The organism is Tateyamaria sp., assembly GCF_059783535.1.
The window spans coordinates 11035-36478 of the sequence record NZ_JBYNDP010000015.1; the positions used below are offsets into that span (position 1 = coordinate 11035).

Consider the following 25444-nt stretch of genomic DNA (forward strand, 5'->3'; position numbering starts at 1 on the left):
GGGATGACGCCTGCCACCCTCACCTTGCACTGGCCATCCGAAGAAGAAACCACGCGTGCCGGGGCGGCTCTTGGCCCCGTTCTTCGCGCAGGTGATGTTGTGTTGCTGGAGGGCGATGTTGGGGCGGGCAAGACCCATTTTGCACGCGCCCTTATCCAATCCGTACTTCTGGAACCCGAAGATGTGCCATCACCCACCTTCACATTGGTGCAGGTCTATGACACCCGGAACGGCGCGCTTTGGCACACGGACATGTACCGCGTCTCAGCAGATACCGAGATTGATGAGTTGGGCCTGATGGATGCTTTCGAAGATGCGATTTGCCTGGTTGAATGGCCTGATCGATTGGGTCCATTGACGCCAACCACAGCGTTGACCATCACGATCCAACCCGACGGCAACGGCCGCACGGCAAAATTGCAGTGGACCGATCCACGTTGGTCAGATCGATTGGAGCAAGTCACTGCCAATGCTTGACCGTAAAAATCTGAAAGCGGGCTTCCTGCAAGGTTTGGGTTGGAGCGAGGCCACGTCTAAACTGGTCGCAGGGGATGCATCAAACCGACGGTATGACCGCCTCACGTTGGGTGGTGAAACGCGCATCCTGATGGACGCCCCGCCACACAAGGGCGAGGATGTGCGTCCGTTCGTAAACATCACGAACTACCTGCGACGTTTGGGTCTTTCAGCGCCGCAAATCTACGGCGAAGACACCACGCACGGGTTCCTGCTTATCGAAGATTTGGGCGATGACTTGTTTGCCCGGTTGATCGGGGCGGACAAAACTCGCGAAGCACCACTTTACGAAGCTTCGATTGACGTATTGCTGCATTTGCACAAGGCAGCGCCGCCAGATTTGGCCCGTTACAATGCGCGCTTTATGACCGACGTCGCCTGTTTGAGCTTTGATTGGTACCAGCGCGGCGCCGTTGGATCAGTTGATGCAGACGCGCGCGCCGCATTCGATACGGCCATGTATGCGTCCCTCGCACCTCTGGATTCTGAAGAACCGGTGCTGGTCCAGCGGGATTATCACGCTGAAAACCTGATCTGGCTGCCCAAACGCGCCGGGCTGAAACGTGTTGGGCTGTTGGACTATCAGGACGCGATGCTGGGCCATCCCGCTTATGATCTTGTGTCTGTGCTGCAAGATGCGCGTCGCGACGTGTCACTGGACGTACAGACCAAGATGATTGACCGATACGTAGCGGCAGCAAACGTTGCACCAACAGCATTCCGCGACGCCTATGCCTTGCTCGGATTACAACGCAACTTACGTATTCTCGGTGTTTTTGCGCGGCTTTGCCTTTCACGTGGCAAACCCCATTACATCGATCTGATCCCGCGGGTCTGGGGTCACATCGAAACCGGTCTGTCACACCCGGTTGCAGCCAATATCGCACCGATTGTCGAAGCAGCATTACCCGCGCCAACCCCTTCCATTCTGCAAAGCCTCAAAGACCAATGCCAAACACTTCCCCTGCCGTGATGATCTTTGCGGCGGGGTTCGGGACGCGGATGAAGCACCTGACCCAATCGCAGCCCAAACCGATGATCCCGGTGGCAGGCAAGCCGCTAATTGATCATGCGCTTGAGGTTGCGGATGCGATCAAGCCGCCGCGCGTGGTCGTAAATCTGCACTACATGCCCGATGTGTTGGAGGCGTACCTTTCCGATCGCCCTGTCACCACGTTGCGCGAAGAACCCGATATTCTTGAGACAGGTGGCGGGCTGCGTAACGCCTTGCCGTTGCTGAAAAGTGATCTGGTTCTGACCTTGAACCCGGATGCGGTATGGGCAGGACCAAACCCGCTGCGTTTGTTGCTGGACGCCTGGGATCCCGCGTGGATGGATGCCCTGCTGACATGTGTTCCTCTTGCGCAGGTACATGGCCGAAACGGCGGGGGAGATTTTCGCATCGATCACGATGGTCGCCTGCATCGCGGTGGCGACATGGTCTATGGCGGCGCGCAAATTATGAAGACGGACCTTTTGCACAAGGTTGAAGAGAATGCCTTTTCCTTGAACGTTCCGTGGAACATGATGGCAGCACAGGGACGTCTGTTCGGTTTGCCCTATCCGGGCCACTGGTGCGATGTCGGCCACCCCGAAGGCATCACGAACGCTGAGAACATGCTGCGGGACCAACATGTTTGATCCATCGGACAAAAACCGTCTGTTCGGATGCGCCCCCGGCATCGACTTCCCCCTTGCCGTCGTACGCGGGCTTGAAGACAGATTGAGCGATGCACCTCCCGAAGCATGGGCGCGGGTTACACTGTTGGTCAACACCACACGTATGGCCAGACGCTTGCGAACGTTGTTCGATGAAGGCCCAGCGCGTTTGCTGCCCCGGATCCGCATTATCACGCAGTTGGATGATCTGTTGCCCGGTTCACCCTTACCAGCCGCCGCATCGCCCCTGCGGCGACGGCTTGAGCTGGCGACACTGATCCAGAACCTGATCGAACGCCAACCGGATCTTGCACCAGATGCGGGGCCGTTTGATCTGGCCGACAGTCTGGCAACCCTGATGGACGAGATGCAGGGCGAAGGCGTGAGTGCTGCCGACATTGCGCAGTTGGATGTGTCCGATCAGTCTGGACATTGGGCGCGCGCGCAGCAGTTCATCGCCATTGCGCAGGACTACATCGATGCCAGCGACAGCGCGCCAGACCCGGAAGCCCGCCAGCGTGAAACCGTTCTACGGTTGGCTGATCATTGGAAGCATTCGCCGCCCTCAGATCCCATAATTGTGGTGGGTTCGACCGGATCACGCGGCACGACGTTGTTACTTATGCAGGCTGTGGCTGCGCTGCCGCAAGGTGCGGTTTTGTTGCCCGGTTTTGATGATCACATGCCCGGTCATGTTTGGGACGCTCTTGCCCAGGATCAGACGGCAGAAGATCACCCGCAATTCCGCTTTCTGAAACTGTGTCGTGCGCTCGACCTGCATCCGTCGGATGTGGAACCGTGGACACCCTTGGAGCCGGTCTCTGCATCACGCAATGCACTCATTTCTTTAGCGCTGCGCCCTGCACCCGTCACGGACGCGTGGCGCGAGGAAGGACCAAAACTGCCCGAACTTGGTCCAGCCACGGACGCCATCACACTTGTGGAAGCTGATACCCCCCGAGCCGAGGCCATCGCCATCGCCATGCGCCTGCGGCAAGCTGCGGAAACAGGGGAGGAAGCGGCTCTAATAACACCAGATCGCATGTTGACGCGGCAGGTCACAGCGGCGCTGGATCGCTGGGATATCTTGCCTGATGACAGTGCTGGCACGCCTCTGCATCTGTCCCCGCCGGGACGGTTCCTACGCCACGTGGCGGCGTTGTTTCAGGGCCCATTGGATGCCGAAGCACTGCTGACCCTGCTTAAGCATCCGCTGTCCCACTCCGGCGCTGATCGGAACTTGCACCAACTGAACACGCAAAGACTTGAATTGCGGATTCGCGGGGATGGCTTGCCGTACCCCACCCCAAAAGGCTTGATGCGCTGCGCCCTGAAAGCCACGAAGCTGGTGGACGAGATCGAACCGTGGGCTGCTTGGATCAGCGACATTCTGTGTGGTCGCGAAATCCCCGGCACTCTAACGCTCGAGGCTTGGGTGTCGCTGCATCGTACCCTTGCTGAAACGCTGGCGCAGGGACCAAACGGCGCGGACGCGGGTGAGCTGTGGCAAAAGAAAGCCGGTCAGACAGCACGAAATGTCATGGACGGCTTGGCCGAACATGCGGGTTACGGCGGTGAGATGTCTGCCCGCGACTACGCCGGTCTGGTCGCAACCGCCCTGCGTCAGGGGGAAGATATCCGCGACCGCGATATGCCGCACCCGAACATCATGATCTGGGGCACGCTCGAGGCGCGTGTTCAGGGCGCTGACCTTGTGATCCTTGCTGGGTTGAATGACGGTACGTGGCCCGAACCGCCGGCGCCTGATCCATGGCTGAACCGCAAGATGCGCTTTGATGCCGGTTTGATGCTGCCTGAGCGTCGCATTGGCCTGTCGGCGCACGATTTTCAGCAAGCGATCGCTGCTCCAAAAGTCTGGCTGACCCGCTCGATCAGGTCGGACGATGCCGAAACGGTACCGTCACGTTGGGTGAACAGGCTGCGCAATCTGCTGCAAGGATTGCCGGGACAAGGACAGCCGGATCATTGGGACGCGATGAAGACCCGTGGTACACATTGGCTAGCACTGGCTCGGGAGTTGGACAGGACCAAAGAAACTCCAAAAGCGCACCGCCCCTCACCATGTCCACCCGTATCTGCCCGCCCTCGTCGGTTCACCGTAACGGAAATCCAGACACTGATCCGCGATCCGTACGCCATATACGCAAAGCATGTGCTGCGCCTGCGGGCATTGCGGCCCCTGGTACAAACACCGGATGCGCTGTTGCGTGGAATCCTGTCGCATGACGTGATGGAGCGTTTCGTGCGCGAGACTTTGAAAGACAGTACCGCGTTGACCGTCAACAAACTCATGGCGCACGCCCGCGACGTCTTAGATCGGGACGTACCTTGGCCTGCCGCCCGTGCACTTTGGCTGGCACGATTTGGGCGGGCAGCCGAATGGCTTGTTGAGACCGAGAGGGTACGACAGTCCATCGCAACACCCACATTGTTTGAGAATGAAGCGATTGGAAAACTCACCCTGCAAGCGATCAGGACCGAGTTAGAAGGGCGCGCGGATCGGATTGATGTGGACGATGCAGGATTGGTTATTCTGTATGACTACAAAACCGGTGCGCCCCCGACCAAGGACCAGCAAAAGCACTTCGACAAGCAATTGTTGATCGAAGCTGCAATGGTTGAGGAAGGCGGCTTCCAGCGTCTTGGCCCACGCCCCGTACGTGCAGCGCAATTCATCGGGATGGGCAGCAACCCCAAGACCGAAGACGCACCGCTGGATGTTGAGACACCACAACAGATCCTTGCCGAGCTGGTCGGGCTGTTGAGTGCTTATCTTGAAGGGGACAAGGGCTATACCTCGCGTCGTGCGCTTTACGAGGATCGGGAAGCGCGGGATTACGACCAGCTTGCACGCTTTGGCGAATGGGACGTGACGCAAGAACCGACACCGGAGGTTCTGACGTGACCGAATTAGCAAACGAAGCCACACGTCGTCAGCAAGAGGCGGCACAGCCCATGCAATCCACGTGGCTATCAGCCAATGCGGGATCGGGCAAGACGCGCGTTTTAACGGACCGCGTCGCGCGCTTGTTGCTCGAAGACGTGAAACCGCAGAACATCCTGTGTTTGACGTACACCAAGGCGGCCGCATCCGAGATGCAGAACCGGCTATTTCAGCGTTTGGGTGCGTGGGCCATGCTGGACGACAACGCGTTGCGGTCAGAGTTGGCAGAGTTGGGTTTGGCACACACCCCCAATGCGCAAGAGTTGAGCCACGCACGTACCCTTTTTGCTATGGCAATCGAAACACCCGGCGGGTTGAAAATTCAGACGATTCACTCGTTTTGTGCGTCTCTATTAAGGCGTTTTCCGCTCGAAGCAGGGGTAAGCCCACAATTCACAGAGATTGAAGATCGCGCCGCCGACCTATTGCGGGCTGAGCTTGTGGATCGGATGGCCGATGGTGAGGACGCCGACGTCCTCGTCCAGCTGGCCGCACAGTACAAGGGCGAAGACTTTCTTTCGCTCACCAAGGAAATCGCCGGCAAGGCGGCGAAGTTCGAAAGTCTTACCACAGCCGATGCGCTCACTTTGCTGGGACAACCCGGTGATCTGACACGCGAGAGAATTGTCGATACCACATTTGCCCCCGGCGACTGGGACATGTTGCAAGACCTGTTGCCGATTCTGGCAACGCAAGGTGTGACAGACAAAACAGTTGGCGAGACGCTGAGGGACATTGTTGCCCTCGACACTGAAAGCCTTTCGATTGCGGAGGCCGCGTTTCTGACCCAAGCCGGAACCCGCAAGAAGCGATTTCCCACGAAGTCGACACAACAGCAGGCCGCACATCTACTGCCGCAGCTTGAGGCCCTGATTGAACGGGTCGAAGCAGCCCACGAGGCGCGCCTGGCCCTTGATGCGGCTGAACATACCGTCGCCCTGCACCAGTTCGCCCGGCGATTTGCCCGGCGCTACACCGAAGCAAAACAGCGCCGCGGATGGCTGGACTTCGATGATCTGATCCAGAAAGCGCAGCAACTGCTGAGCGACGATAGGGTGGCAGCTTGGGTTCTATATCGGCTTGACGGCGGTATCGATCATATCCTGGTGGACGAGGCGCAGGATACCAGTCCGAAACAATGGGACGTGATCCGGCGACTGGCCGAAGAGTTTTCGAGCGGCGAGGGTGCGCGGGCAGACGTGACACGCACGATCTTTGTTGTGGGGGACAAGAAACAGTCGATCTATTCCTTCCAAGGCGCTGACCCGCGCGAATTTGACCGGATGCAATCAGAATTCGGCTCTAAATTGGCGGAATCGGATCAGAAACTTTGGGGTAGAAGCCTCGATTTTTCGTTCCGGTCATCCCCTGCGATCCTAAATTTGGTCGACAAGGTCTTTGAGACCGAAAAGGGCGCCGGTTTCGGTGCTGGTCTGCATATTGCGTTCAACGCTGATCTGCCCGGGCGCGTCGATTTGTGGCCCTTGGTACCAAAACCTGAAAAGACACCGGAACGGGAATGGTATGATCCCGTGGACCGGCGCAGTCCCGAACACCAGTTTCGAACTCTGGCGATGGCATTCGCCGGACAGATCAAGCAAATGCTTGATGAAGGTACGTTGATCCCGGATTCAAGCGGACCAAGGCCGGTGCAACCAAGAGATTTTCTGATCCTTGTTCAACGGCGTGGCGGCATCTTTCCCGATATCATTCGCGCTTGCAAAGAGCTTGAGCTTCCTATCGCGGGGGCAGATCGCCTCAAGGTGGGGGCGGAAACCGCTGTGCGTGACCTTGGCGCACTTCTGTCATTCCTCGCGACACCCGAGGACAGCTTGTCGCTGGCGACCGCACTGCGATCACCTCTGTTCGGGTGGTCCGAACAGGATCTTTTCACCCTCGCGCATCACCGAACCGAGGACGAATTGTGGCGCAGCTTGCGCACAAAAACTGACGCTTGTCCTGAAACAGTCTCGATTCTGCGGGACTTGCGCGACAATGTCGACTTTTTGCGTCCGTATGATCTCATCGAACGGATGCTGAACCGGCATCGTGGACGTCAGCGGATGTTGGCACGACTGGGGACCGAAGCCGAGGATGGGATAAATGCACTTCTGTCTCAGGCGCTGTCCTACGAACGCAGCGAAGTGCCCAGCCTGACTGGATTCCTGACGTGGATGGAAACAGACAACCTTGAGGTCAAACGCCAGATCGATAGCGCATCAAACCAGATCCGGGTGATGACGGTGCACGGATCAAAGGGACTTGAGGCCCCTATCGTGATCCTGCCGGAATGTGGAAAACGGGATTTTCAGATCCGCAGCAACATCATCGACATCGATGACACGCCGGTTTGGAAGATGCCATCGACCATCCTTCCAGAACGGATGGCAACCCGACTGGACGAGATGAAGGCGGTGCAACGGCAAGAATCGCTGAGATTGCTTTATGTGGCACTAACGCGGGCAGAAAGGTGGTTGATTGTCGGAGCAGCGGGCGAGCTCGACAGAAATGGTGACGACTGGCACCAACGCGTTCAGGCCGGCATGGAGGCAGGTGATGCAACCGCGCTCCAGACGCCCGTCGGTTCAGGCTTACGTCTGCAACATGGTGATTGGACGTTCTCGGTGACAGGCATCGAAACGGCGGAGGCTGAACAGGGTATCTCTCTACCTGCCACTTTTGAGAAAGCTGCGCCAAGCCCAGCGCCGTTGCCGGAAATACTGTCACCATCGGATCTGGGTGATGCCAAGGCGCTTCCCGGTGACGGGCTTGAAGAAGAGATTGCCAAGACATTCGGAACTGTTGTGCATGCGTTGCTGGAAGCGCCCGAAATAGGTGCCCAAGCCTTGCGTGACGCCAACCTGCCCGATGACCTGGGAACACAGGCCGAGGTGCAAGCGAGCCGCATTCGGTCCGATCCTGCTTTGTCATGGCTTTTCGCCGATGACGTGCTGGCTGAGGTGCCCGTGACCGCAAAGCTTGGAACGCGTCGAATGCACGGAACGATCGACCGGCTGCGCGTGACCGCAGACAGTGTGCATGTGATTGATTTCAAGACAAACCGCGTTATCCCGGAAAAACCAGAACAGACGCCGGAAGGCGTGTTGCGACAGATGGGCGCCTATGCTCATGCAATGGCTCAGATTTATCCTGATCGCGCCATTCGGTTGAGCATTCTGTGGACTCAGACAGGCGCCCTGATGTCCATTCCGCACGATATCGTGACGTCGGCGCTGTCAGGCACGCCATATCTTGACGACACTGTGGGGGGTACCTAGGTTGCCAGCCTACGCTTGAGCCTGGCAGGAGAACTCACATGGCAACCGTGGCAGTCACTGACGCGACTTTCGACGCTGAAGTCAAAAATTCCGATGTCCCCGTCGTGGTGGACTTTTGGGCCGAATGGTGCGGCCCGTGCAAACAGATTGGCCCGGCTCTGGAAGAGCTTTCGGCCGAGATGGCAGGCAAGATCAAGATTGCCAAAGTGAACGTGGACGAAAACCCGAACTCGCCCGCTCAGATGGGTGTACGCGGTATCCCCGCGCTCTTCATCTTCAAGGATGGTGAAGTGATTTCGAACCGCGCAGGCGCTGCCCCGAAGGCCGCGCTGCAAAGCTGGATCGAAGAAAGCATCTGAGAATTCTTGGGGCATCCGCAGCGCGGGTGCCCTTACCCCATCGGCCAACCAGCGGCGGATAGTTTCGCGGCAATCTTGGCCTCAGCGCTGCCATGGCCTCCGTTGATTGCCATGTGCTGCCACACCCACCACAGATATGCAGAATAATCAGGCCGGTGTGACGGGATGCGGTTAAATGCATCCGGGTCTTGCCCATCCAGCATCACGTGATGAAAGTCAGTTTGACCAAACGTGATTGCAGGCTTCCCAAAAAACATCCCATCGAACGCAACGCTCGACGTCATGGTCACAATGTACGAACAGCGTGGCAGCAGGGTATCCCGCCCTCCAGTTTGAATACTGAGATCAGGATCGTTCGTTTGCATCCTTTCCAGCGCTGACAGCTCATCCGCGCTGTAGGTTTCTTTTGGATGTAACGTCGCAATGATTCTTTTTTCGGGGCACGCGGCGCGTGTCCGGGCGAGCATGTCGATCGGACTGCAGGATTGAAAAGAGCGTTGATCCGTCAGGCGGCCCTGCAACGGTATATAGATGAAATCATCATCACTGACGTGATCAAGCAGGGGTCCACAAATCCGCGTCTGCCAATAAGAAAAGAAACGCTGCGCCTCCTTCTTCGGGCAATCCAAAGGATTGAAGCGTGCCTGCACAACATCCCATTCCCAGCGCTTGTCCGACGCCTGAATTTGCCAGAACGGAAAGTGATAGACGCGGCGAAACGTCATCGCGCGCTTGTTTGGCGGCGGCGTCATCTGGCAAAGTGCATAGCCACGTCGCGTGCCGGCCTTCAAACGCTCGGCCAATGTGTTCGCGTGATAGGATATTTCGTATCCGTTTTGCTCCAACACATGCACAATCTTGGCAATGAAGTTGTGTTGTCCATTCTTGGCCCGGCGGCGGGTGCCACCATTCAGGTAAAAGCGAACACGCTTGGGATGCGACATGATCGGACCCTAGGCGCAGCGGATCAAGCGAGCAACCGGCCCTTGCCCGCCTGTCCCTGACCGCCATATATCCCCACAACTGTTGAAGGAGAGCCAAATGGCCAGCTCAGACTTTCCCGGATGGCACGGGACCACGATTATTGGTGTGAAAAAAGACGGTGAAGTCGTCATTGCCGGAGATGGTCAGGTGTCGCTTGGACAGACGGTCATCAAGGGGACAGCGCGCAAGGTGCGTCGACTTAGCCCCGGCGGATACGATGTGGTGGCGGGTTTCGCCGGATCTACAGCGGATGCATTCACCTTGCTTGAACGGCTGGAAAGCAAGCTAGAAGCAACACCCGGCCAATTGGCCCGTGCGAGTGTCGAGTTGGCCAAGGACTGGCGCACGGACAAGTACCTTCAAAAGCTTGAGGCAATGCTGATCGTATCGGATGGCGCCGACATGTTCGTGATCACTGGCGCGGGGGACGTCCTGGAGCCTGAGCACGATGTAACGGCGATTGGGTCTGGCGGAAATTACGCCCTTGCCGCCGCAAGGGGCATGATGGACAGCGACCGTAATGCCGAAACCGTTGCGCGTGACGCGATGCAAATCGCGGCTGATATCTGTGTTTACACCAACGGCAACCTGACAGTGGAGACGATCAGCAAATGACCGAGATGACATATACGCGTCTGGGCAACAGTGGTTTGATTGTGAGCCGCATGTGCTTTGGTACCATGACCTTCAACCACGGATCGGACTGGATTCCCGGTGTTGCCAAAGTTGGTCAGGACGCCGCAACCAAAATGGTAAACCGCGCGCTGGATGCTGGCGTAAACTTCTTTGACACGGCCGATGGATATTCGAGTGGTGAATCGGAAGACATCCTTGGTAAAGCGCTAGGAAAGCGCCGGAACGAGGCAGTGATTTGTACGAAGCTTGGCTTTCGTCAGACAGATCAGGTGGGCGATGCCGGTCTGAACCGCAGCCATGTTCTTAAGCAGATCGACGGAAGCTTAGACCGTATGGGGATTGATCACATCGATCTTTTGGTGCTGCACAAAACCGATTTCACGACGCCGATGGAAGAAACGTTGGCCGCGCTCCAGACCGCAATTGAAGCAGGCAAGGTGCGTTATGTCGGTGTATCAAATTGGCCCGCTTGGCACATGGCCCGTGCCGTGCAATACCAACGTGACCACAGGATGACGCCCTTTGTCGCCGGACAGTACCTGTACAATCTGGTGGCACGAGATATCGAACTGGATGTCTTGCCCATGATGGCCGAGATGGGCGGAGGGCTAATGGCCTGGTCACCGCTGGCTGGCGGCCTGCTGTCGGGCAAGTACGATCCGGAGAAACTGGAGGAGGGTGACGGACGGTTGAGTGAAGGCGGCGATTTCCTTGGCATCGACACCACAACCGCCCGCACGATGATTGAAACGCTGGCCGACATCGCAAAAACTCACAATGTACATCCGGCATCCGTGGCCTTGGCATGGTTGCTTGCTCAGGACCGCGGACACAGCGTGATTTTCGGTGCCTCGAAGATGAGCCATTTGGACGCGGCCCTGGCGGCGCCAGACCTGGAATTGGCTGATCAAGAATTGTCGAAACTGTCCGGCGTCGCGCCCCCCGCCAAAAGGTATCCACATTGGTTCGATGCGATGATGACAGATGAGTTAAATACCAAAATTCTGTCGTGAACGAAAAAGGCCGCTGTGGTCGCAGCGGCCTTCCTCTTGATAGACTGCAGGATCAGTTCAGCTTGGCAACGCCCAACGGAACGTTAAACTTCTCGCACCAGATCCAGACTTCGTTGTAGGTTGCAGCGTCAATTCCGTCCGGTACATCAAAGGTCTGCTTTCCGGAATTGGCTTTCAGCAAACCCATGAGCGTATCACTGTCATAGCCGTCACGGCCGAGCGCAACCTTGGGATCGGGGGCACCATCGAACCAGAAGTCATCCAGAAGGACCACTTGGCTTTTGCCATTCTTGGTGACCACTTCGGCACGGCCTTTGGTCACGTGATTGCTTTTGCCGGTGAATTCACCGATGCGGCCATGTCCACCGGCCAGCGCAAAAGTTGGCAGTGCAGTGGACGCCATCAGGGTGGCGGACCCAATTAGGAAAGAGCGGCGGTTGGTCATGGCATAGTCTCCGAGGATTCAATTCGATGGAGCCAAGTTACGCCTATGCCGCGACAAAATAACCCAACCTCTCGCTCAAGTGATGCTGTGTTGATGAAATACCCGTCAATCGTTGCGTTTCGCCAGTTTTCGCATAGGTAAGGCGGGAAACTTGTAACAAACGGGCCGCTTGTGACTGACCTGACCCCCCGCGAAATTGTCTCCGAACTTGATCGATTCATTATTGGCCAGAAAGATGCCAAGCGCGCCGTCGCGGTCGCGCTGCGGAATCGCTGGCGCAGAAAGCAGCTGGACGATGATCTGCGGGACGAGGTTTATCCCAAGAACATCCTGATGATTGGCCCCACTGGCGTCGGCAAGACCGAGATCAGTCGTCGTCTGGCCAAGCTGGCGCGCGCGCCATTCCTGAAGGTCGAGGCCACCAAGTTCACCGAGGTTGGATATGTCGGCCGCGATGTCGAGCAGATTATTCGTGATCTCGTGGACGCCGCCATCGTGGAAACACGGGAATATATGCGGGAAGACGTGAAGACCAACGCACACCAAGCGGCCGAGGACCGGGTCATCGAGGCTATCGCTGGCACAGATGCCCGCGACGCAACGCGCGAGATGTTCCGCAAGAAGCTGAAGTCAGGCGAATTGGACGACACGGTGATCGAGCTGGACGTCGCCGACACCAGCAACCCGTTTCCGACCATGGACATTCCCGGCCAGCCGGGCGGCGGCATGGGTATGATGAACCTGGGTGACATCTTTGGCAAAGCGATGGGCGGACGTACAGTGCGCAAAAAGCTGACGGTCGCGCAAAGCTACGACGTCCTGATCGGCGAAGAAGCCGACAAACTGCTCGACGACGAGACCGTGACCAAGACAGCGCTGGAAGCAGTGCAGGAAAACGGCATCGTTTTTCTGGACGAGATCGACAAGGTTTGTGCCCGTTCTGATGCGCGCGGCGCGGATGTCAGCCGTGAAGGTGTGCAGCGTGACCTTCTGCCTTTGATCGAAGGAACCACCGTCAGCACCAAACACGGACCGGTAAAAACCGACCATATCCTGTTTATCGCATCGGGTGCCTTCCATATTGCAAAGCCGTCCGACCTGCTGCCTGAGTTGCAAGGCCGACTGCCCATCCGCGTCGAACTGCGCGATCTGACCGAAGACGATTTCGTACGGATTCTCGAAGAAACGGACAATGCACTAACACTGCAATACACCGCGTTGATGCAAACCGAAGAAGTAACGGTGACTTTCGAACCCGAAGGGATCCGAGCGCTCGCCCGCATCGCGGCAGACGTGAACAAGAGTGTCGAGAACATCGGCGCGCGTCGTCTTTACACCGTGATGGAGCGTGTTTTCGAAGAGCTTTCGTTCAACGCTCCCGACCGGGCCGGAGACGAAATCACCGTCGATGCGGATTTCGTCGAAACACATCTCGGCGAACTTGCGCGGTCCACAGACGTCAGTCGTTACGTACTCTAGCTGTTTGCTTCCTGCTCGGGTACATCCCGTGGGATGATCGGGCAGGGGTATTTGATGCGCGCGATTCTATTTGTACTGGTTTTTTTCCTTGCTGCATGCGCCGACAGGACAGCGGCACCTATTTTGCCCGAGGCCAAGCTTATCGGCAAAAACCGCGACGTGTTCATCGGCACCACGCGCGGCATGAACGCGGCCGGGGAATTTGGGATTGGCAGGTCTACTTCCTTGAATCTGTTGCAGGCCACGGTATCGCTGCCACCCGGTCGCACATTGGGAAGCGTATCAGACGGTCAGGAGCGACCCAAACCGGATCGTGATTTTGCCCTCGCCGCATTGAACATCTACGAGTCAAACGATGTGTTTCGCCGCGCTCTTACTGCTGATCTGGCATCGCATCCCCCGTCCGAACGCGAAGTGATCCTATTCGTTCATGGATTCAATAACAGCTTTACCAACTCCGCGTTTCGAATGGCGCAAATGGCCGAGGATCTGGAACTGCCCGGCACGCATGTCAGCTATTCCTGGCCCAGCCGCGGTAATCCCTTGGGGTATGAATACGATCAGGATAGCGCGCTGTTTGCCCGTGATGGGCTTGCTGATCTGATGCGCCTGATCCGATCCGCGGGACAACCGGACATCGTCCTTGTCGCGCATTCAATGGGCAGTGCTTTGGTGATGGAAACGCTACGGCAGCTTGATATTGCGGAACCTGGCTGGGTGGGGCGGAATATCAGCGGCGTGATCCTTTTGTCCCCTGACATTAATGTCGATGTCTTTCGCAGTCAGTTTGCCCGAATCCAGACGGCACCGGATCCATTCGTTGTGATGGTGTCGCGCAAGGACGCGATCTTGCGCCTGTCATCCCGATTGCGCGGTGAACGGACCCAATTGGGCAACATCCAAAATACGGACGCTGTCGCCGACCTGCCGATTACAATCGTCGACGTGACCGCGTTCAGTGACCGGAAATCCGGCAATCACTTCGTTGCAGCGGGATCGCCCGCTTTGATCCAGCTTCTTCGCCGCTCCTCCGAACTGGACAGCGAATTCCTGCGTGGACGGGCCGGGTCGGTGCTAACCATCCCGGGCGCGCGGCGTATCCAGTCTCCGGCACGTCGACCGTCCACCAGTGCAGTCCGCAGTGAGGCCCGCTAGTGGGGATGCTGTCCGGGTCGGAGCCCCTGATCCATTTTCTGAAAAGCAATCAGCAATGGCTGGCCGCAGGTGCACTGCTCACCCTGCTCTCGTCCTTCGGACAGACCTTTTTCATCTCGATCTTTGCGGCGCAAATCCAAGGTGACTTTGCGCTCTCGCATGGCGATTGGGGTGCGATCTATGGTCTTGGAACTGCTGCGTCTGCGGTTGTGATGATCTGGGCGGGTGGCCTGACAGATCGTTTCCGAGCCCGTAGCTTGGGCATGGTCGTGCTCGCATTGCTTGCTGGATCGTGCCTGTTGATGGCCATCAATCCATACGCTGCGCTTCTTCCCATTGTGATCTTTGCACTGCGCCTGACCGGACAGGGAATGACAAGCCACATCGCGATTGTGGCGATGGCACGATGGTTCGTGGCATCCCGCGGCCGTGCGCTTGCCATTGCCACTTTGGGCTTTTCCTTGGGCGAGGCCGTTCTACCCCTTCTATTTGTGGCATTGATGGCATTTCTGGATTGGCGTGTTCTGTGGGTTTTGGCGGCTGCCATAGCGCTGCTAGGCGTGCCCATTCTGTGGCGTTTGCTAGGGGAGGAGCGCACACCGCAATCCATGGCTGATGAAAATCAAAGCGTCGGTATGAAGGCCCGACATTGGACCCGTACAGATACGTTGGGCCACCCTCTGTTTTGGTTCATGGTGCCAGCGCTGATTGGGCCCGCGGCCTTCAACACCGCATTCTTTTTCCAGCAGGTCTATTTCGCTGAGATCAAGGGGTGGTCGCACCTGTCCCTCGTCGCTTTGTTTCCCATCTACACTGTCGTCGGAATCGCGGCGATGGTCCTATCCGGCATCGCATTGGATCGGTTCGGCACCGCACGGTTGATCCCATTTTTCCAGCTGCCAATGGTTGTGGCCTTCGTGACCTTTGCGCTTGCACAATCGCTGACTGTGGCTGCCATCGGCTTCGTATTTCTCGCCGTGACAACCGGTGCAAATTCGACCTTGCCCAACGCGTTCTGGGCGGAATTCTACGGCACTCGCCACATTGGGGCGATCAAGGCGATGGCCGCCGCGGTCATGGTGTTGGGTTCAGCGATCGGGCCCGGCCTTACCGGCGGATTGATCGACGTAGGCGTTGATTTAAACGTGCAATACGTTGGCGTTGCGGCCTATTTCCTGCTGGCGACTGCCTGCATGTGGATTGGCATTCAACGAGCGCGCGGTGATTTACCTGAGGCGACGTAGGTACACATAATATGCACCTCCGCCACCATGGCGGATATTGGCCTGACTGACCTGCAACACGACCGACGACAGCGGCGGCATGGACAACCATTGCGGCACCTGATGGCGCAAGACCCCGAAACGGACAGGTATGGGGCCATCATCGTCGCGGTTCTTGCCTTTGCCCGTGACAACCAAAACCAACCGCTTGCCTTGGGACTGCGCAGACAGGATGAATCGAGTAAGTGCCGGATGCGCGCGGTCAAGCGTCATGCCATGCAGGTCCAGCTTACCCTCTGGCTTGAGCTTGCCGCGTTTCATATGGGTGAACGCCTTCCGATCCATCTGCACCGGTTGGGTTGCAACCTGATCCACAATTGAAGGCGTCAGGTTGACCGACGTAGATGGCTTTGTCGCGGATGTCTTCCCCATCACCGGAGCGATTTCGAATGCTGGTTTCGCGCGGGGCTTGGGGGCTGGTGTTGTCACAAAATCATCTGGATGAAACGGCTTGTCAGGATGAAGCCGCTCCGTCTTGTCCGCCACTTTTCGCCACAACTCTTCTTCGTCCGGGCGCAACTTGCGGCGTGTCATATCGCGCTCTCAGGCAACAGGGCATAGGCACGTTGGATCGGCATCAACACCATCATCTGGCCCGGGTCCTTCAAGCGTCCGGCCTCGCGACCTGCTTTGTCCCCGGTACCAAAAAAAACGTCGGCGCGCTGTGCACCCTTGATGGCTGAACCGGTATCCTGCGCGATCATCAATCGTCGCAAGGGTCCGTTCCCGTCTTTTTCGATCCAAACCGGAGCCCCCAAAGGAACAAAGGCCGGATCGACCGCTATGGACCGCATTGTCGTGATGGACCGGTTCATTGCCCCCAATGGTCCGCGATCTGCCGGCACTTCGCTCACTTCGCGAAAGAATACGTAGGACGGATTGTGATACAGCAGTTCTTTGCCAACTACCGGGTTGTTTCGAACGTAGTTCCGGATGACCTGTGCACTCACTTGATGCGAAGCAAAAGTGCCACGGCGTACCAGCTCTGCCCCAATGGATCGATATTTGTGCCCATTGGCTCCGCCAAATCCCACGCGCATCATTTGGCCATTGGGCAGACGAATACGACCGGACCCCTGGATTTGAAGAAAGAACAGCTCAACCGGATCATCGACCCAGGCAATCTCGAGGCCCCGGCCTTGCATCACAGGCCCTTCAAGGATTTGGCGGCGGGTCAACCAGGGACGTATGTGCCGCGCTTCTGGCGGCATAGCATAGACTGGGAAGCGATAGCGTGCGCTGCGACGACGTGATCCCTCCAACTCCGGTTCAAAATACCCTGTGAACAGCGCCGGTGCACCGTCTTCGATTAGAACGGGGCGAAAGAAGAGTTCAAAAAAGGCGCGCGCATTCGGCACATCGCCTGCCAAAGCGCACAGAGACCGCCAATCGGGATCATCCATATCCCGACATGTATTGCGAAACGTGGTCAGTGCTGCGGCGTGATCATCCTGCGGCCATCCATCCAACGCATCAAAGTCCAGCACCGTGTACTTCAGATCAGAGGCAGCGGCGGTCATGGTCCAGACAATCGCGCAGAAGGATAAGGCGCAAAGACGTACTAAGCGTCTGTAGACACCAGTAGCCAATTCGGGTCGTCTGCCCCCATGGTTCTCGCAAAGGCCCATGTGTCTTTCTGCCGCTTCACCTCAGTCAGGCTACCTTCTACGATATCTCCACCCTGATCGCGAACAGCAGATTTCAATTCTGCGACATAACGGATGGTCAGCTCGCCTTCGCCCGTTTCGGGATCAAAGGTCGCGTCCATCAGTTTCAGCTCCCGAACACCAATAAATTCGGCTTCAATGGTCAGCCCTTGATCCTCGCGAGCGGCAACTCCGTCTACGAACGACTCGTAAATCTCTTCCGACAGGAAAGGCTGGATGTCGGCGAGATCACCACGCTCATACCCCATGACGATCATCTCGTATGCGCCACGGGCACCCTGTAGGAAGTCGGACACCTGAAACGATGGTTCCACCCGTTTCATTTCTGCCAATGCCTTGGCGGCGTTGCTGTCTTCGTCAACATGATCGGTGATATCCAGATCGGGGCCACCTTCAATCACCTCAAAGTCATGACGCCCAGACCGTTCGGAAACTTGTTTCGGAACGGGAGGCTGTTCGAATCCATCGCGTGTTCCCAGCACGTTTTTTAAGCGCAGGATCAGGAAAACAGCGATGCCAGCAAGGACCAGCAACTGGATAAGCGGAGAATTCATTCATGCCTCGTCATTCGGGGTCGGGTGGCAACAGCCTTGTCGGACCCTTATGTAGGTGCACGGGGGGCGCAAGTCCACTGTACGGCCCCCTGTGGAAACGAAAGGATAACGCGGATGTGGCTGTTTCTGGCCTTTCTTCTGGTCCCATTGATCGAGATCGCCTTGTTCATACAGGTTGGCGGTACCATCGGTTTGGGTTGGACCCTTCTGATTGTGGTTGTCACGGCTGTTTTGGGCACCATGCTGGTGCGCGCTCAGGGAATACAGGCGCTAGGGCAGGTTAAGTCGTCCTTCAACCAGATGCGCGACCCAAGCGAAGCACTGGCGCATGGCGCCATGATCCTGTTTTCCGGTGCCCTGCTGCTGACCCCGGGCTTCTTCACGGATGCGGTGGGGTTTGCACTGCTTGTGCCGGGCGTCCGACTTGCTGTTTTCCGTTGGGCGCGAAGCCGCATCAACGTCACCACATTCTCAACACACGGCCAAAGACCACCACGCCCGGACATTGTTGAGGGTGAGTATACCGAGGTTGATCCCGACCGGCGTGAAGTTCGGGGGCCATCAGGCTGGACCAAGCATTGAGGCCAGTGGCCCAAGCTGATACGAAGCGCGGGATTTATCGTTTCCCTCGGAGAAAGAGCTGATGGCCGAAGAACAAGCCACACCACCCGCCGCACCGCAAATGCGCGTGCTGGGCCAATACATTCGCGACATGTCATTTGAAAACATTGTGTCGCAAAAAGGCGCAGCGCCGGACGTGCAGCCAGATGTACAGGTACAAGTCAATCTGGACGCCAAGAAGCGCGGTCAGGAGAACCAGTACGAAAGCGCGATTAAGCTGAACGTAACATCCAAGGCGAAAGAAGGTGACACGGTTCTGTTCGTTCTGGAAATTGACTATGTCGGCATGTTCCACATCGAAAACGTACCAGAAGACCAGCTTCATCCTTTCCTTCTGATTGAATGCCCTCGGATGATCTTCCCATTCCTGCGCCGTGTGGTCAGCGACATCACGCGCGACGGTGGGTTCCCGCCGCTTAACCTTGAGAATATCGACTTCGTATCTCTTTACCGGAACGAAATCGCGCGCCGGCAGAAAGAGGCAGCGCCAGCTGAACAACCGATCAACTGACAGATGTGAATATGCAGGAAGGCCCGGTCATCGCACCGGGCCTTTCTTATTTCGGCCAAAGGGCGTCATCGCCGAGCTTGGCCACAAACGCCGCGTGTGCCTGACGCTCTTGCCCGGTCACCCGAGATGGCAAGGCGCGGGGACGCGGCGGCGGCGTCCAGTTTTCGACCTCAATCGTATTGGATCCCGATCTGGAAGACGTCGATAGTCCAAAGTCTGGCTGACGTCCGCCAATCAACTCCAGATAAACTTCGGCCAGGATTTCACTGTCGAGCAAGGCGCCGTGCAGCGTTCGGGCAGAGTTGTCGATTCCAAAGCGGCGGCACAGTGCATCAAGTGATGCGGGCGACCCCGGAAAGCGGCGGCGCGCGATATCAAGCGTATCGATGGCCCGATCAAATGGAATTTGCGGCAGGCCCATCCATTTCAGTTCGGCATTCAGGAATTTCATATCGAAGGCAGCATTGTGGATCACCAGCTTCGCATCACCCACGAAATCCAGAAACTTCTGACCAAGTGCCGCGAACTTCGGTTTGCCGCGGAGAAAGTCATCGCCCAGACCGTGCACTTCAAAGGCTTCCTGCGGCATCGAGCGTTCTGGGTCGATATACTCGTGGAACACGTTTTCGGTTGGAACGTGGCCGAGCAGTTCAATCGCCCCAATTTCGACAATCCGGTCGCCGCTTTCCGGGTCGAACCCAGTCGTTTCCGTGTCGAGAACGATTTCACGCATGTGACAATCCGCTTTTGATCTGCTGAACTACAGAATGAACCTGAGCGCGGGCATGTTCAACCGTGTCGGTTTCGATCACGAAGTCAGCCCGGTCACATTTTTCAGCACTCGGCATCTGCTTTGCCAGGATTGATAGAAATTGCGCCTCGGTCATCGTTCCCCGTGCGAGGACACGCGCCCTTTGCATTTCTGCATCGACATGAACAACCGCAACTGCGTCCATTGCCGTTTCACCGCCTGTCTCAAACAGAAGCGGGATATCAAAGACGACGATATCCGCGTCTGTCGCGGCAACGAAACGTGCTCGATCATCTGCGACCAGTGGATGCACAATGGCCTCAATCCGGGCGAGAGCGTCCGCGTCATTAGAGATAATTTCGCGTAGTGCATCGCGAGAGACAGCCCCGCTCAGGACAGCGCTTGGGAAAATTTCTCCAATCGGGCCGACGGCTGCGCCATTTTGGCTGTACAGACGATGAACAGCGGCGTCAGCGTCCCATACTGCGCATCCTTCGTCCTTGAACATCTGGGCTGTTGTGGATTTGCCCATCCCGATGGATCCGGTCAGCCCAAGTTTGAATGTCATCTCAAGGCCGCAGCGCGTGCTGCGCTGTCCACTGCGGGCCGATGACCAAACCAACGCTCAAAGGCAGGCACTGCCTGATGCAGCAACATGCCAAGCCCATCAACAGTCACGCAGCCCGCTGCCTCGGCCGCCGCAAGCAGGTCAGTCTTTAGGGGTGTGTAGACGAGATCGGTGACAATGGTGTCGCGCCGCAAACCGTCCAAGGGAATGCGCATTGCCGGTTTACCGATCATTCCAAGTGACGTTGTGTTGGTCACAAGGGCAGAGTCCTCGAGAATGTTCCCGGCTTGAACCCAATCAACAACCGACACCTTCTTTCCAAAGTCATCAGCGAGTTTTTCCGCTCGAACCCGTGTTCGGTTGGTCAACAAGATCTCGGGAACGCCTGCATCCAGAAGCGAAGCAATGACCGCACGTGCTGCACCGCCGGCACCCAGAACCGTGGCCGGACCCGCTTGGGGGTGCCAGTTGGGCGCTCCAGCCTTTAGGTTCTCGATGAATCCATACCCATCCGTGTTGTCCGCATGGATCTGGCCATCCTTGCGAAAGATCAGGGTGTTTGCGGCCCCGATCAAGGTCGCACGATCCGTAACAAGATCGGCAATCTCCAGTGCTGCCTCTTTGTGTGGAATGGTAATATTCACCCCGACAAAACCGGCTTTGGGCAAGGTCCGCAAAACTGTCTCCAGATCCTGTGCCGACACGTCCATGGGGATGTAGTCGCCGCGTAACCCAAGCGTCTTCAGCCAGTGCCGATGCAGTTGCGGTGACTTCGAATGTGAAATTGGGGATCCGATGACCCCCGCCAAAGGAATTTTGTCGCTCATCCCGTTTGCCTTTGATTATCCGTCGATCACACCGCGCAGCGTCAGGAATGCCAGAAGCTCCAACAATGGCATCCCAAGGACATTGAAATAGTCCCCTTCGATGCTGTGGAACAGGCGTACCCCCTCGGCCTCTAGTTGATATGCGCCAACTGAGTGACGAATGTCATCCCAATTCCGTTCGATATATCCATCAAGATATGCGTCAGACACATTTCGCATGCGCAAGCGAACCTGTCCCACGTGGCGCCAGATGGGCTTACCTTCATGATAAATGACGGCCGCCGATAGCAGCATATGGCGCTGCCCACGCATGGCGCGCAGCTGGGTGACGGCGTCTGTTCGGTCAATCGGCTTCGACAGAAGATCGTTGTCGAAAGAAAGAACCTGATCACATCCGATGACCATCGCATCCGGTAACTTGTCAGCCACCTTGCGCGCCTTCATTTCGGCCAGCGCATCGGCAATGTCACGCGGTGATGCTTCCTCGGCGATCAAGGCAGCTTTAACCGCTTCTTCATCTATTCGAGGCACCATGACCTCGAATTCTATCCCTGCGTTTTGCAGCAATTGGGCCCGAATGTCGGAGCCCGATGCAAGAACGATGGGGGTGTCCATGTGGATATCCTTGTGTGTCACGCCTTGTGAACTGCGGGATCAAACCCGTGAAAGCAAGCCGGTTGTCGGTTTCCCCTTATGTATCTGGCGTCGCGAGCCAGATTCACAGTGATCCTTCCCAAGTGCGAAAGAACAAATGACATGTTGAGGGCAACAGATGTTGTTTGGTTTTACTCACAGATCTATCCACGACTTTGATCGGACAGGGCCAGACTAAACACTTGTTTTCAATAAACTTTCTGTACCACTCAATGATTTTGCATGTCTGAGGATAAACCTATCACGCTGTGCACAACCCTTTGGGAAAAACAGTAATCCACAGAAATCGGTCACCCTACAAAATCATCATCCTTTTTCTTTCTCTTATTTATTTATAAGGGTGGATCGGAACAGTAAGGACCGGACTATCATGGATATCCTGATTACCTTCTATCCGTGGATCAAAGCATTCCATATCATGTCGGTAATCGCCTGGATGGCGGCATTGTTCTACTTGCCCCGCTTGTATGTCTACCACTCTGAACGTGTCGGGTTGGAAGGTGATACACATGCGCTCTTCCAAACCATGGAATACAAGCTTCTCAAGGTAATCATGAACCCGGCCATGATCGCAACATGGGTGTTTGGTCTTCTCCTTGTCTTGATCCCTGGTGTGGTTGACTGGAGTGCCGTGTGGCCCTGGACCAAGTTGTTTGGGATTCTGGCCATGTCTGGTTTCCACGGTTGGCTGGCCGCGCAACGCAAGGCATTTGCAGTGGGCGGCCCGATCAAAAGCGGACGACAGTACCGAATGATGAATGAAGTGCCGACGCTTCTCATGGTTCTGATTGTTCTGTCTGTGGTCGTGAAATTCTGAAACCGTTGACTTAGGGCGCAACAGCCCCTATCTGCGATGTCGCACCCCGTCCGGGGACCGCATACAGCTTTTACAATTGACTGGACGCGCACCGCTTGAACCAAGCGGGCCAAGAGTATTCCCATGACCGCAGAACGCCTCGCCCTTGCTGAACTCAAGGCGAAAAGCCCCAAAGACCTCCTTGCTATGGCAGAGGAGCTGGAGATCGAAAACGCCTCGACCATGCGGAAGGGCGAGATGATGTTCCAGATCCTGCGCGAACGCGCGGACGAAGGATGGGAGATTTCCGGTGACGGTGTGCTGGAAGTTCTACAAGACGGCTTTGGCTTCCTGCGCTCGCCCGAGGCAAACTATCTGCCGGGTCCTGACGACATCTATGTTTCTCCCGAGATGATCCGCCAATACTCGTTGCGGACCGGCGACACGATTGAAGGGGTGATCAAGGCCCCGGATGATAACGAGCGCTACTTTGCACTGACCAATGCCACCAAGATCAACTTCGAGGAACCGGAGAAGGCCAAGCACAAGATCGCTTTCGACAACCTGACGCCGCTGTATCCGGATGAGCGTCTGACGATGGAAACGGACGATCCAGCAACCAAGGATCGGTCGGCCCGGATCATCGACTTGGTGGCACCTATCGGGAAAGGGCAGCGTTCCCTGATCGTAGCCCCGCCGCGAACGGGTAAGACGGTGCTGTTGCAGAACATCGCGTCCAGCATCGAGAAGAACCATCCGGAATGCTATCTGATCGTTCTCTTGATCGACGAGCGGCCCGAAGAGGTTACGGATATGCAGCGATCGGTTAAGGGTGAGGTTGTTAGCTCAACCTTCGACGAACCGGCGACGCGCCACGTTGCTGTGTCCGAAATGGTGATTGAGAAAGCCAAGCGTTTGGTTGAGCACAAACGAGATGTTGTGATCTTGCTGGATTCGATCACAAGACTTGGTAGAGCATTCAATACTGTGGTGCCATCATCCGGTAAGGTTTTGACCGGTGGTGTAGATGCGAATGCCCTGCAACGACCCAAGCGTTTCTTTGGCGCGGCGCGGAACATCGAAGAGGGCGGATCGCTGACCATCATCGCCACAGCGCTGATCGATACCGGCAGCCGGATGGACGAAGTGATCTTCGAAGAATTCAAAGGCACAGGTAACTCCGAAATTGTCCTGGATCGTAAGATTGCTGACAAGCGGGTCTTCCCAGCTATCGACATCCTCAAGTCCGGCACGCGGAAAGAAGACCTGTTGGTCGACAAGGTGGATCTGGCAAAAACCTTTGTCCTGCGTCGTATCCTGAACCCAATGGGGACAACGGATGCGATCGAATTCCTGATCTCGAAACTCAAGCAGACCAAGACAAACAGCGAATTCTTCGACTCCATGAACACCTGATCTGTCAGCCGGAGGTAGGGGGATGGATACAATCTTTGCCCTTGCCACGGCGCAGGGTCGCGCAGGCGTTGCGGTGGTCCGTATCTCGGGACCCGAGGCTAAGTCTTGTGCATTGAAGCTGTGCGGATCACTGCCTGCGGCCCGAAAGGCTGCGATGCGTGTTTTGCGCGACGACTCGGGTGAAACGCTCGACCAAGCACTGGTGCTCGTTTTTGACGCGCCGGCCAGTTTTACAGGCGAAGATGTGGTCGAGCTTCACTTACACGGAAGCATCGCAGTTGTTTCTGCAGTGCTGCGTGAGCTTGGCAAGTCCAATGCGCGGATGGCGGAGCCAGGTGAATTCACACGTCGCGCGCTTGAAAACAACAAGATGGATCTTGCGCAGGTTGAAGGTCTTGGCGATCTGATTGAGGCTGAAACCGAAGCGCAAAGGCAGCAAGCGTTGCGCACGGTCTCAGGTGAGCTGGGGCAGCGCATTGAAATATGGCGCAGCCAACTGATCCGAGCTGCGGCGCTGATCGAAGTCACAATCGACTTCGCTGACGAGGAGGTACCGGTTGATGTCACCCCGGAAGTTCAAAACCTCTTGTCGGCCGTTGAGAAAGACATTTCCAATCAGCTGGATGGGTTTGCTGCTGCGGAACGAATCCGAACGGGCTTTGAGGTGGCCATTGTTGGTGCGCCGAATGCTGGTAAATCCACATTGTTGAATGCGCTAGCGCGTCGCGATGCAGCGATAACATCTGAGGTCGCTGGCACAACAAGGGATATAATTGAGGTGCGCATGAGCCTTGGTGGACTGCCGGTGACCTTGCTTGACACAGCCGGATTGCGGCATTCTGGAGATAAGATTGAAGCAGAAGGAATAGCCAGGGCAATATCGCGCGCCAGTGCCGCGCAGTTACGTGTCTTTCTTGCTGAGCCAGGAGAGCATCTGAGTGTTCCTATTTCAGAAGGGGATATTGTACTGGCTCCGAAGGCGGATCAAAGAAATGATGATGCGCCTGCGATCTCTGGGCTCACTGGGCATGGTGTAGATGAGCTTGTATCAAGCATCACCGCCACTCTATCCGAACGAACGCAAAGTGCAGGGCTGATTACTCACGAACGACATCGCGCAGCGATGACAAAAGCATTGTCGATGTTGTGTTCTGTCTCAGCGTTGGTTGGTGCGGGATCAGAACACTATGATATTGCGGCAGATGAAATGCGGGTTGCGATTCGATCCTTGGAGGCAGTTGTTGGCCGCGTGGACGTTGAAAACCTGCTGGACGAGATTTTCTCGAGCTTTTGCCTAGGTAAATGAT

The 25444-nt window shown here is 56.6% G+C and carries 25 protein-coding genes; 16 read left to right on the plus strand and 9 right to left on the minus strand.

Annotation, left to right across the window (positions count from 1 at the left end; translation table 11 throughout):
* Nucleotides 1-3: 3 nt before the first annotated feature.
* The 6 genes from tsaE to trxA are packed head-to-tail and all read left to right on the plus strand — an operon-like array spanning nt 4 to nt 8777.
* Nucleotides 4-477: a tRNA (adenosine(37)-N6)-threonylcarbamoyltransferase complex ATPase subunit type 1 TsaE gene (tsaE, locus tag AC6RA8_RS05175; RefSeq protein WP_500351060.1), complete on the plus strand. Its 474-nt coding sequence runs from the start codon at nt 4-6 to the stop codon at nt 475-477.
* Nucleotides 470-1489, plus strand: coding sequence for an aminoglycoside phosphotransferase family protein (locus AC6RA8_RS05180; protein ID WP_500351061.1), 1020 nt, complete (start codon nt 470-472; stop codon nt 1487-1489). The genes tsaE and AC6RA8_RS05180 overlap by 8 nt, the downstream gene beginning before the upstream one ends.
* On the plus strand, nt 1465-2157 hold the full coding sequence (locus AC6RA8_RS05185; RefSeq protein WP_500351062.1) for a nucleotidyltransferase family protein: 693 nt from the start codon (nt 1465-1467) through the stop codon (nt 2155-2157). Before AC6RA8_RS05180 ends, AC6RA8_RS05185 begins: the two co-directional genes overlap by 25 nt.
* Nucleotides 2150-5101, plus strand: a complete 2952-nt coding sequence (gene addB, locus AC6RA8_RS05190; RefSeq protein ID WP_500351063.1) for a double-strand break repair protein AddB — start codon at nt 2150-2152, stop codon at nt 5099-5101. The genes AC6RA8_RS05185 and addB overlap by 8 nt, the downstream gene beginning before the upstream one ends.
* The gene (gene addA / locus AC6RA8_RS05195) at nt 5059-8418 is read left to right on the plus strand and encodes a double-strand break repair helicase AddA (protein WP_500351064.1); all 3360 of its coding nucleotides are present in this window, start codon (nt 5059-5061) and stop codon (nt 8416-8418) included. The genes addB and addA overlap by 43 nt, the downstream gene beginning before the upstream one ends.
* Nucleotides 8419-8456: 38 nt before the next feature.
* Nucleotides 8457-8777 carry a thioredoxin gene (gene trxA / locus AC6RA8_RS05200; protein WP_500351065.1) on the plus strand — a complete coding sequence of 107 codons (321 nt, stop codon included), beginning with the start codon at nt 8457-8459 and terminating at the stop codon, nt 8775-8777.
* 32 nt (nt 8778-8809) lie between these two features.
* Here the strand turns inward: trxA and AC6RA8_RS05205 are convergent, their stop codons facing one another.
* Entirely contained in the window at nt 8810-9580 is a 771-nt protein-coding gene (locus AC6RA8_RS05205) for a capsular polysaccharide export protein, LipB/KpsS family (protein ID WP_500351066.1), read from the minus strand.
* A gap of 238 nt (nt 9581-9818) precedes the next feature.
* Here AC6RA8_RS05205 and hslV point away from each other — a divergent pair, with 238 nt between their 5' ends.
* Together hslV and AC6RA8_RS05215 are read left to right on the plus strand one after the other, a co-directional pair.
* Nucleotides 9819-10376 carry an ATP-dependent protease subunit HslV gene (gene hslV / locus AC6RA8_RS05210; protein ID WP_500351067.1) on the plus strand — a complete coding sequence of 186 codons (558 nt, stop codon included), beginning with the start codon at nt 9819-9821 and terminating at the stop codon, nt 10374-10376.
* Nucleotides 10373-11410 carry an aldo/keto reductase gene (locus AC6RA8_RS05215; RefSeq protein ID WP_500351068.1) on the plus strand — a complete coding sequence of 346 codons (1038 nt, stop codon included), beginning with the start codon at nt 10373-10375 and terminating at the stop codon, nt 11408-11410. Before hslV ends, AC6RA8_RS05215 begins: the two co-directional genes overlap by 4 nt.
* Nucleotides 11411-11462: 52 nt before the next feature.
* Here the strand turns inward: AC6RA8_RS05215 and AC6RA8_RS05220 are convergent, their stop codons facing one another.
* Nucleotides 11463-11855, minus strand: a complete 393-nt coding sequence (locus tag AC6RA8_RS05220; protein WP_500351069.1) for a DM13 domain-containing protein — start codon at nt 11853-11855, stop codon at nt 11463-11465.
* Between the two features lie 171 nt (nt 11856-12026).
* On the opposite strand from AC6RA8_RS05220, the gene hslU reads away from it, so the two are divergent.
* The 3 genes from hslU to AC6RA8_RS05235 are packed head-to-tail and all read left to right on the plus strand — an operon-like array spanning nt 12027 to nt 15733.
* Nucleotides 12027-13334 (plus strand): ATP-dependent protease ATPase subunit HslU, encoded by a 1308-nt coding sequence (gene hslU, locus AC6RA8_RS05225; protein WP_500351070.1) that lies wholly within the window; start codon nt 12027-12029, stop codon nt 13332-13334.
* A 54-nt stretch (nt 13335-13388) separates the two neighbouring features.
* Nucleotides 13389-14489: an alpha/beta hydrolase gene (locus tag AC6RA8_RS05230; RefSeq protein ID WP_500351071.1), complete on the plus strand. Its 1101-nt coding sequence runs from the start codon at nt 13389-13391 to the stop codon at nt 14487-14489.
* Between the two features lie 5 nt (nt 14490-14494).
* A complete protein-coding gene (locus tag AC6RA8_RS05235) occupies nt 14495-15733 on the plus strand; it encodes an MFS transporter (protein ID WP_500351072.1) in 1239 nt (412 codons plus the stop codon).
* Here the strand turns inward: AC6RA8_RS05235 and AC6RA8_RS05240 are convergent.
* The 3 genes from AC6RA8_RS05240 to AC6RA8_RS05250 are packed head-to-tail and all read right to left on the minus strand — an operon-like array spanning nt 15716 to nt 17993.
* Nucleotides 15716-16306: a Smr/MutS family protein gene (locus tag AC6RA8_RS05240; RefSeq protein WP_500351073.1), complete on the minus strand. Its 591-nt coding sequence runs from the start codon at nt 16304-16306 to the stop codon at nt 15716-15718. The genes AC6RA8_RS05235 and AC6RA8_RS05240 overlap by 18 nt on opposite strands.
* A complete protein-coding gene (mltA, locus tag AC6RA8_RS05245; protein WP_500351074.1) occupies nt 16303-17292 on the minus strand; it encodes a murein transglycosylase A in 990 nt (329 codons plus the stop codon). Before mltA ends, AC6RA8_RS05240 begins: the two co-directional genes overlap by 4 nt.
* A gap of 41 nt (nt 17293-17333) precedes the next feature.
* The gene (locus tag AC6RA8_RS05250) at nt 17334-17993 is read right to left on the minus strand and encodes a Tim44/TimA family putative adaptor protein (protein WP_500351075.1); all 660 of its coding nucleotides are present in this window, start codon (nt 17991-17993) and stop codon (nt 17334-17336) included.
* A 114-nt stretch (nt 17994-18107) separates the two neighbouring features.
* Between AC6RA8_RS05250 and AC6RA8_RS05255 the strand changes: the two genes are divergently transcribed.
* Nucleotides 18108-18575, plus strand: coding sequence for an FxsA family protein (locus tag AC6RA8_RS05255; protein WP_500351076.1), 468 nt, complete (start codon nt 18108-18110; stop codon nt 18573-18575).
* A 61-nt stretch (nt 18576-18636) separates the two neighbouring features.
* Nucleotides 18637-19125, plus strand: a complete 489-nt coding sequence (gene secB / locus AC6RA8_RS05260) for a protein-export chaperone SecB (RefSeq protein ID WP_189367219.1) — start codon at nt 18637-18639, stop codon at nt 19123-19125.
* Between the two features lie 46 nt (nt 19126-19171).
* On the opposite strand, the gene dnaQ is transcribed toward secB, so the two are convergent.
* From dnaQ to AC6RA8_RS05280, 4 genes are read right to left on the minus strand one after another with little or no spacing between them, the layout of a single operon-like run.
* A complete protein-coding gene (gene dnaQ / locus AC6RA8_RS05265) occupies nt 19172-19858 on the minus strand; it encodes a DNA polymerase III subunit epsilon (RefSeq protein ID WP_500351077.1) in 687 nt (228 codons plus the stop codon).
* Complete coding sequence (coaE, locus tag AC6RA8_RS05270) at nt 19851-20444, minus strand: dephospho-CoA kinase (RefSeq protein WP_500351078.1); 594 nt, start codon at nt 20442-20444, stop codon at nt 19851-19853. The genes dnaQ and coaE overlap by 8 nt, the downstream gene beginning before the upstream one ends.
* Nucleotides 20441-21271, minus strand: a complete 831-nt coding sequence (locus AC6RA8_RS05275; protein WP_500351079.1) for a shikimate dehydrogenase — start codon at nt 21269-21271, stop codon at nt 20441-20443. The genes coaE and AC6RA8_RS05275 overlap by 4 nt, the downstream gene beginning before the upstream one ends.
* A 15-nt stretch (nt 21272-21286) precedes the next feature.
* Nucleotides 21287-21886, minus strand: a complete 600-nt coding sequence (locus tag AC6RA8_RS05280; RefSeq protein WP_500351080.1) for a Maf family protein — start codon at nt 21884-21886, stop codon at nt 21287-21289.
* A 409-nt stretch (nt 21887-22295) separates the two neighbouring features.
* On the opposite strand from AC6RA8_RS05280, the gene hemJ reads away from it, so the two are divergent.
* The 3 genes from hemJ to mnmE all read left to right on the plus strand — a co-directional run bounded on the left by hemJ (nt 22296) and on the right by mnmE (nt 25443).
* A complete protein-coding gene (hemJ, locus tag AC6RA8_RS05285; protein ID WP_500351081.1) occupies nt 22296-22742 on the plus strand; it encodes a protoporphyrinogen oxidase HemJ in 447 nt (148 codons plus the stop codon).
* Between the two features lie 123 nt (nt 22743-22865).
* Nucleotides 22866-24137: a transcription termination factor Rho gene (gene rho, locus AC6RA8_RS05290; protein ID WP_500351082.1), complete on the plus strand. Its 1272-nt coding sequence runs from the start codon at nt 22866-22868 to the stop codon at nt 24135-24137.
* 22 nt (nt 24138-24159) lie between these two features.
* Entirely contained in the window at nt 24160-25443 is a 1284-nt protein-coding gene (gene mnmE / locus AC6RA8_RS05295; RefSeq protein WP_500351083.1) for a tRNA uridine-5-carboxymethylaminomethyl(34) synthesis GTPase MnmE, read from the plus strand.
* The last annotated feature ends 1 nt before the right edge of the window (nt 25444 follow it).

What these genes read in the sequence shown, in the direction of transcription:
- tsaE (WP_500351060.1), top strand. Translation starts at nt 4, where the DNA reads ATGACGCCTGCCACCCTCACCTTGCACTGGCCATCCGAAGAAGAAACC.
- AC6RA8_RS05180 (WP_500351061.1), top strand. Translation starts at nt 470, where the DNA reads ATGCTTGACCGTAAAAATCTGAAAGCGGGCTTCCTGCAAGGTTTGGGT.
- AC6RA8_RS05185 (WP_500351062.1), top strand. Translation starts at nt 1,465, where the DNA reads ATGCCAAACACTTCCCCTGCCGTGATGATCTTTGCGGCGGGGTTCGGG.
- addB (WP_500351063.1), top strand. Translation starts at nt 2,150, where the DNA reads ATGTTTGATCCATCGGACAAAAACCGTCTGTTCGGATGCGCCCCCGGC.
- addA (WP_500351064.1), top strand. Translation starts at nt 5,059, where the DNA reads ATGGGACGTGACGCAAGAACCGACACCGGAGGTTCTGACGTGACCGAA.
- trxA (WP_500351065.1), top strand. Translation starts at nt 8,457, where the DNA reads ATGGCAACCGTGGCAGTCACTGACGCGACTTTCGACGCTGAAGTCAAA.
- hslV (WP_500351067.1), top strand. Translation starts at nt 9,819, where the DNA reads ATGGCCAGCTCAGACTTTCCCGGATGGCACGGGACCACGATTATTGGT.
- AC6RA8_RS05215 (WP_500351068.1), top strand. Translation starts at nt 10,373, where the DNA reads ATGACCGAGATGACATATACGCGTCTGGGCAACAGTGGTTTGATTGTG.
- AC6RA8_RS05220 (WP_500351069.1), bottom strand. Translation starts at nt 11,855, where the DNA reads ATGACCAACCGCCGCTCTTTCCTAATTGGGTCCGCCACCCTGATGGCG.
- AC6RA8_RS05230 (WP_500351071.1), top strand. Translation starts at nt 13,389, where the DNA reads ATGCGCGCGATTCTATTTGTACTGGTTTTTTTCCTTGCTGCATGCGCC.
- AC6RA8_RS05235 (WP_500351072.1), top strand. Translation starts at nt 14,495, where the DNA reads ATGCTGTCCGGGTCGGAGCCCCTGATCCATTTTCTGAAAAGCAATCAG.
- AC6RA8_RS05240 (WP_500351073.1), bottom strand. Translation starts at nt 16,306, where the DNA reads ATGACACGCCGCAAGTTGCGCCCGGACGAAGAAGAGTTGTGGCGAAAA.
- mltA (WP_500351074.1), bottom strand. Translation starts at nt 17,292, where the DNA reads ATGACCGCCGCTGCCTCTGATCTGAAGTACACGGTGCTGGACTTTGAT.
- AC6RA8_RS05250 (WP_500351075.1), bottom strand. Translation starts at nt 17,993, where the DNA reads ATGAATTCTCCGCTTATCCAGTTGCTGGTCCTTGCTGGCATCGCTGTT.
- AC6RA8_RS05255 (WP_500351076.1), top strand. Translation starts at nt 18,108, where the DNA reads ATGTGGCTGTTTCTGGCCTTTCTTCTGGTCCCATTGATCGAGATCGCC.
- secB (WP_189367219.1), top strand. Translation starts at nt 18,637, where the DNA reads ATGGCCGAAGAACAAGCCACACCACCCGCCGCACCGCAAATGCGCGTG.
- dnaQ (WP_500351077.1), bottom strand. Translation starts at nt 19,858, where the DNA reads ATGCGTGAAATCGTTCTCGACACGGAAACGACTGGGTTCGACCCGGAA.
- coaE (WP_500351078.1), bottom strand. Translation starts at nt 20,444, where the DNA reads ATGACATTCAAACTTGGGCTGACCGGATCCATCGGGATGGGCAAATCC.
- AC6RA8_RS05275 (WP_500351079.1), bottom strand. Translation starts at nt 21,271, where the DNA reads ATGAGCGACAAAATTCCTTTGGCGGGGGTCATCGGATCCCCAATTTCA.
- AC6RA8_RS05280 (WP_500351080.1), bottom strand. Translation starts at nt 21,886, where the DNA reads ATGGACACCCCCATCGTTCTTGCATCGGGCTCCGACATTCGGGCCCAA.
- hemJ (WP_500351081.1), top strand. Translation starts at nt 22,296, where the DNA reads ATGGATATCCTGATTACCTTCTATCCGTGGATCAAAGCATTCCATATC.
- rho (WP_500351082.1), top strand. Translation starts at nt 22,866, where the DNA reads ATGACCGCAGAACGCCTCGCCCTTGCTGAACTCAAGGCGAAAAGCCCC.
- mnmE (WP_500351083.1), top strand. Translation starts at nt 24,160, where the DNA reads ATGGATACAATCTTTGCCCTTGCCACGGCGCAGGGTCGCGCAGGCGTT.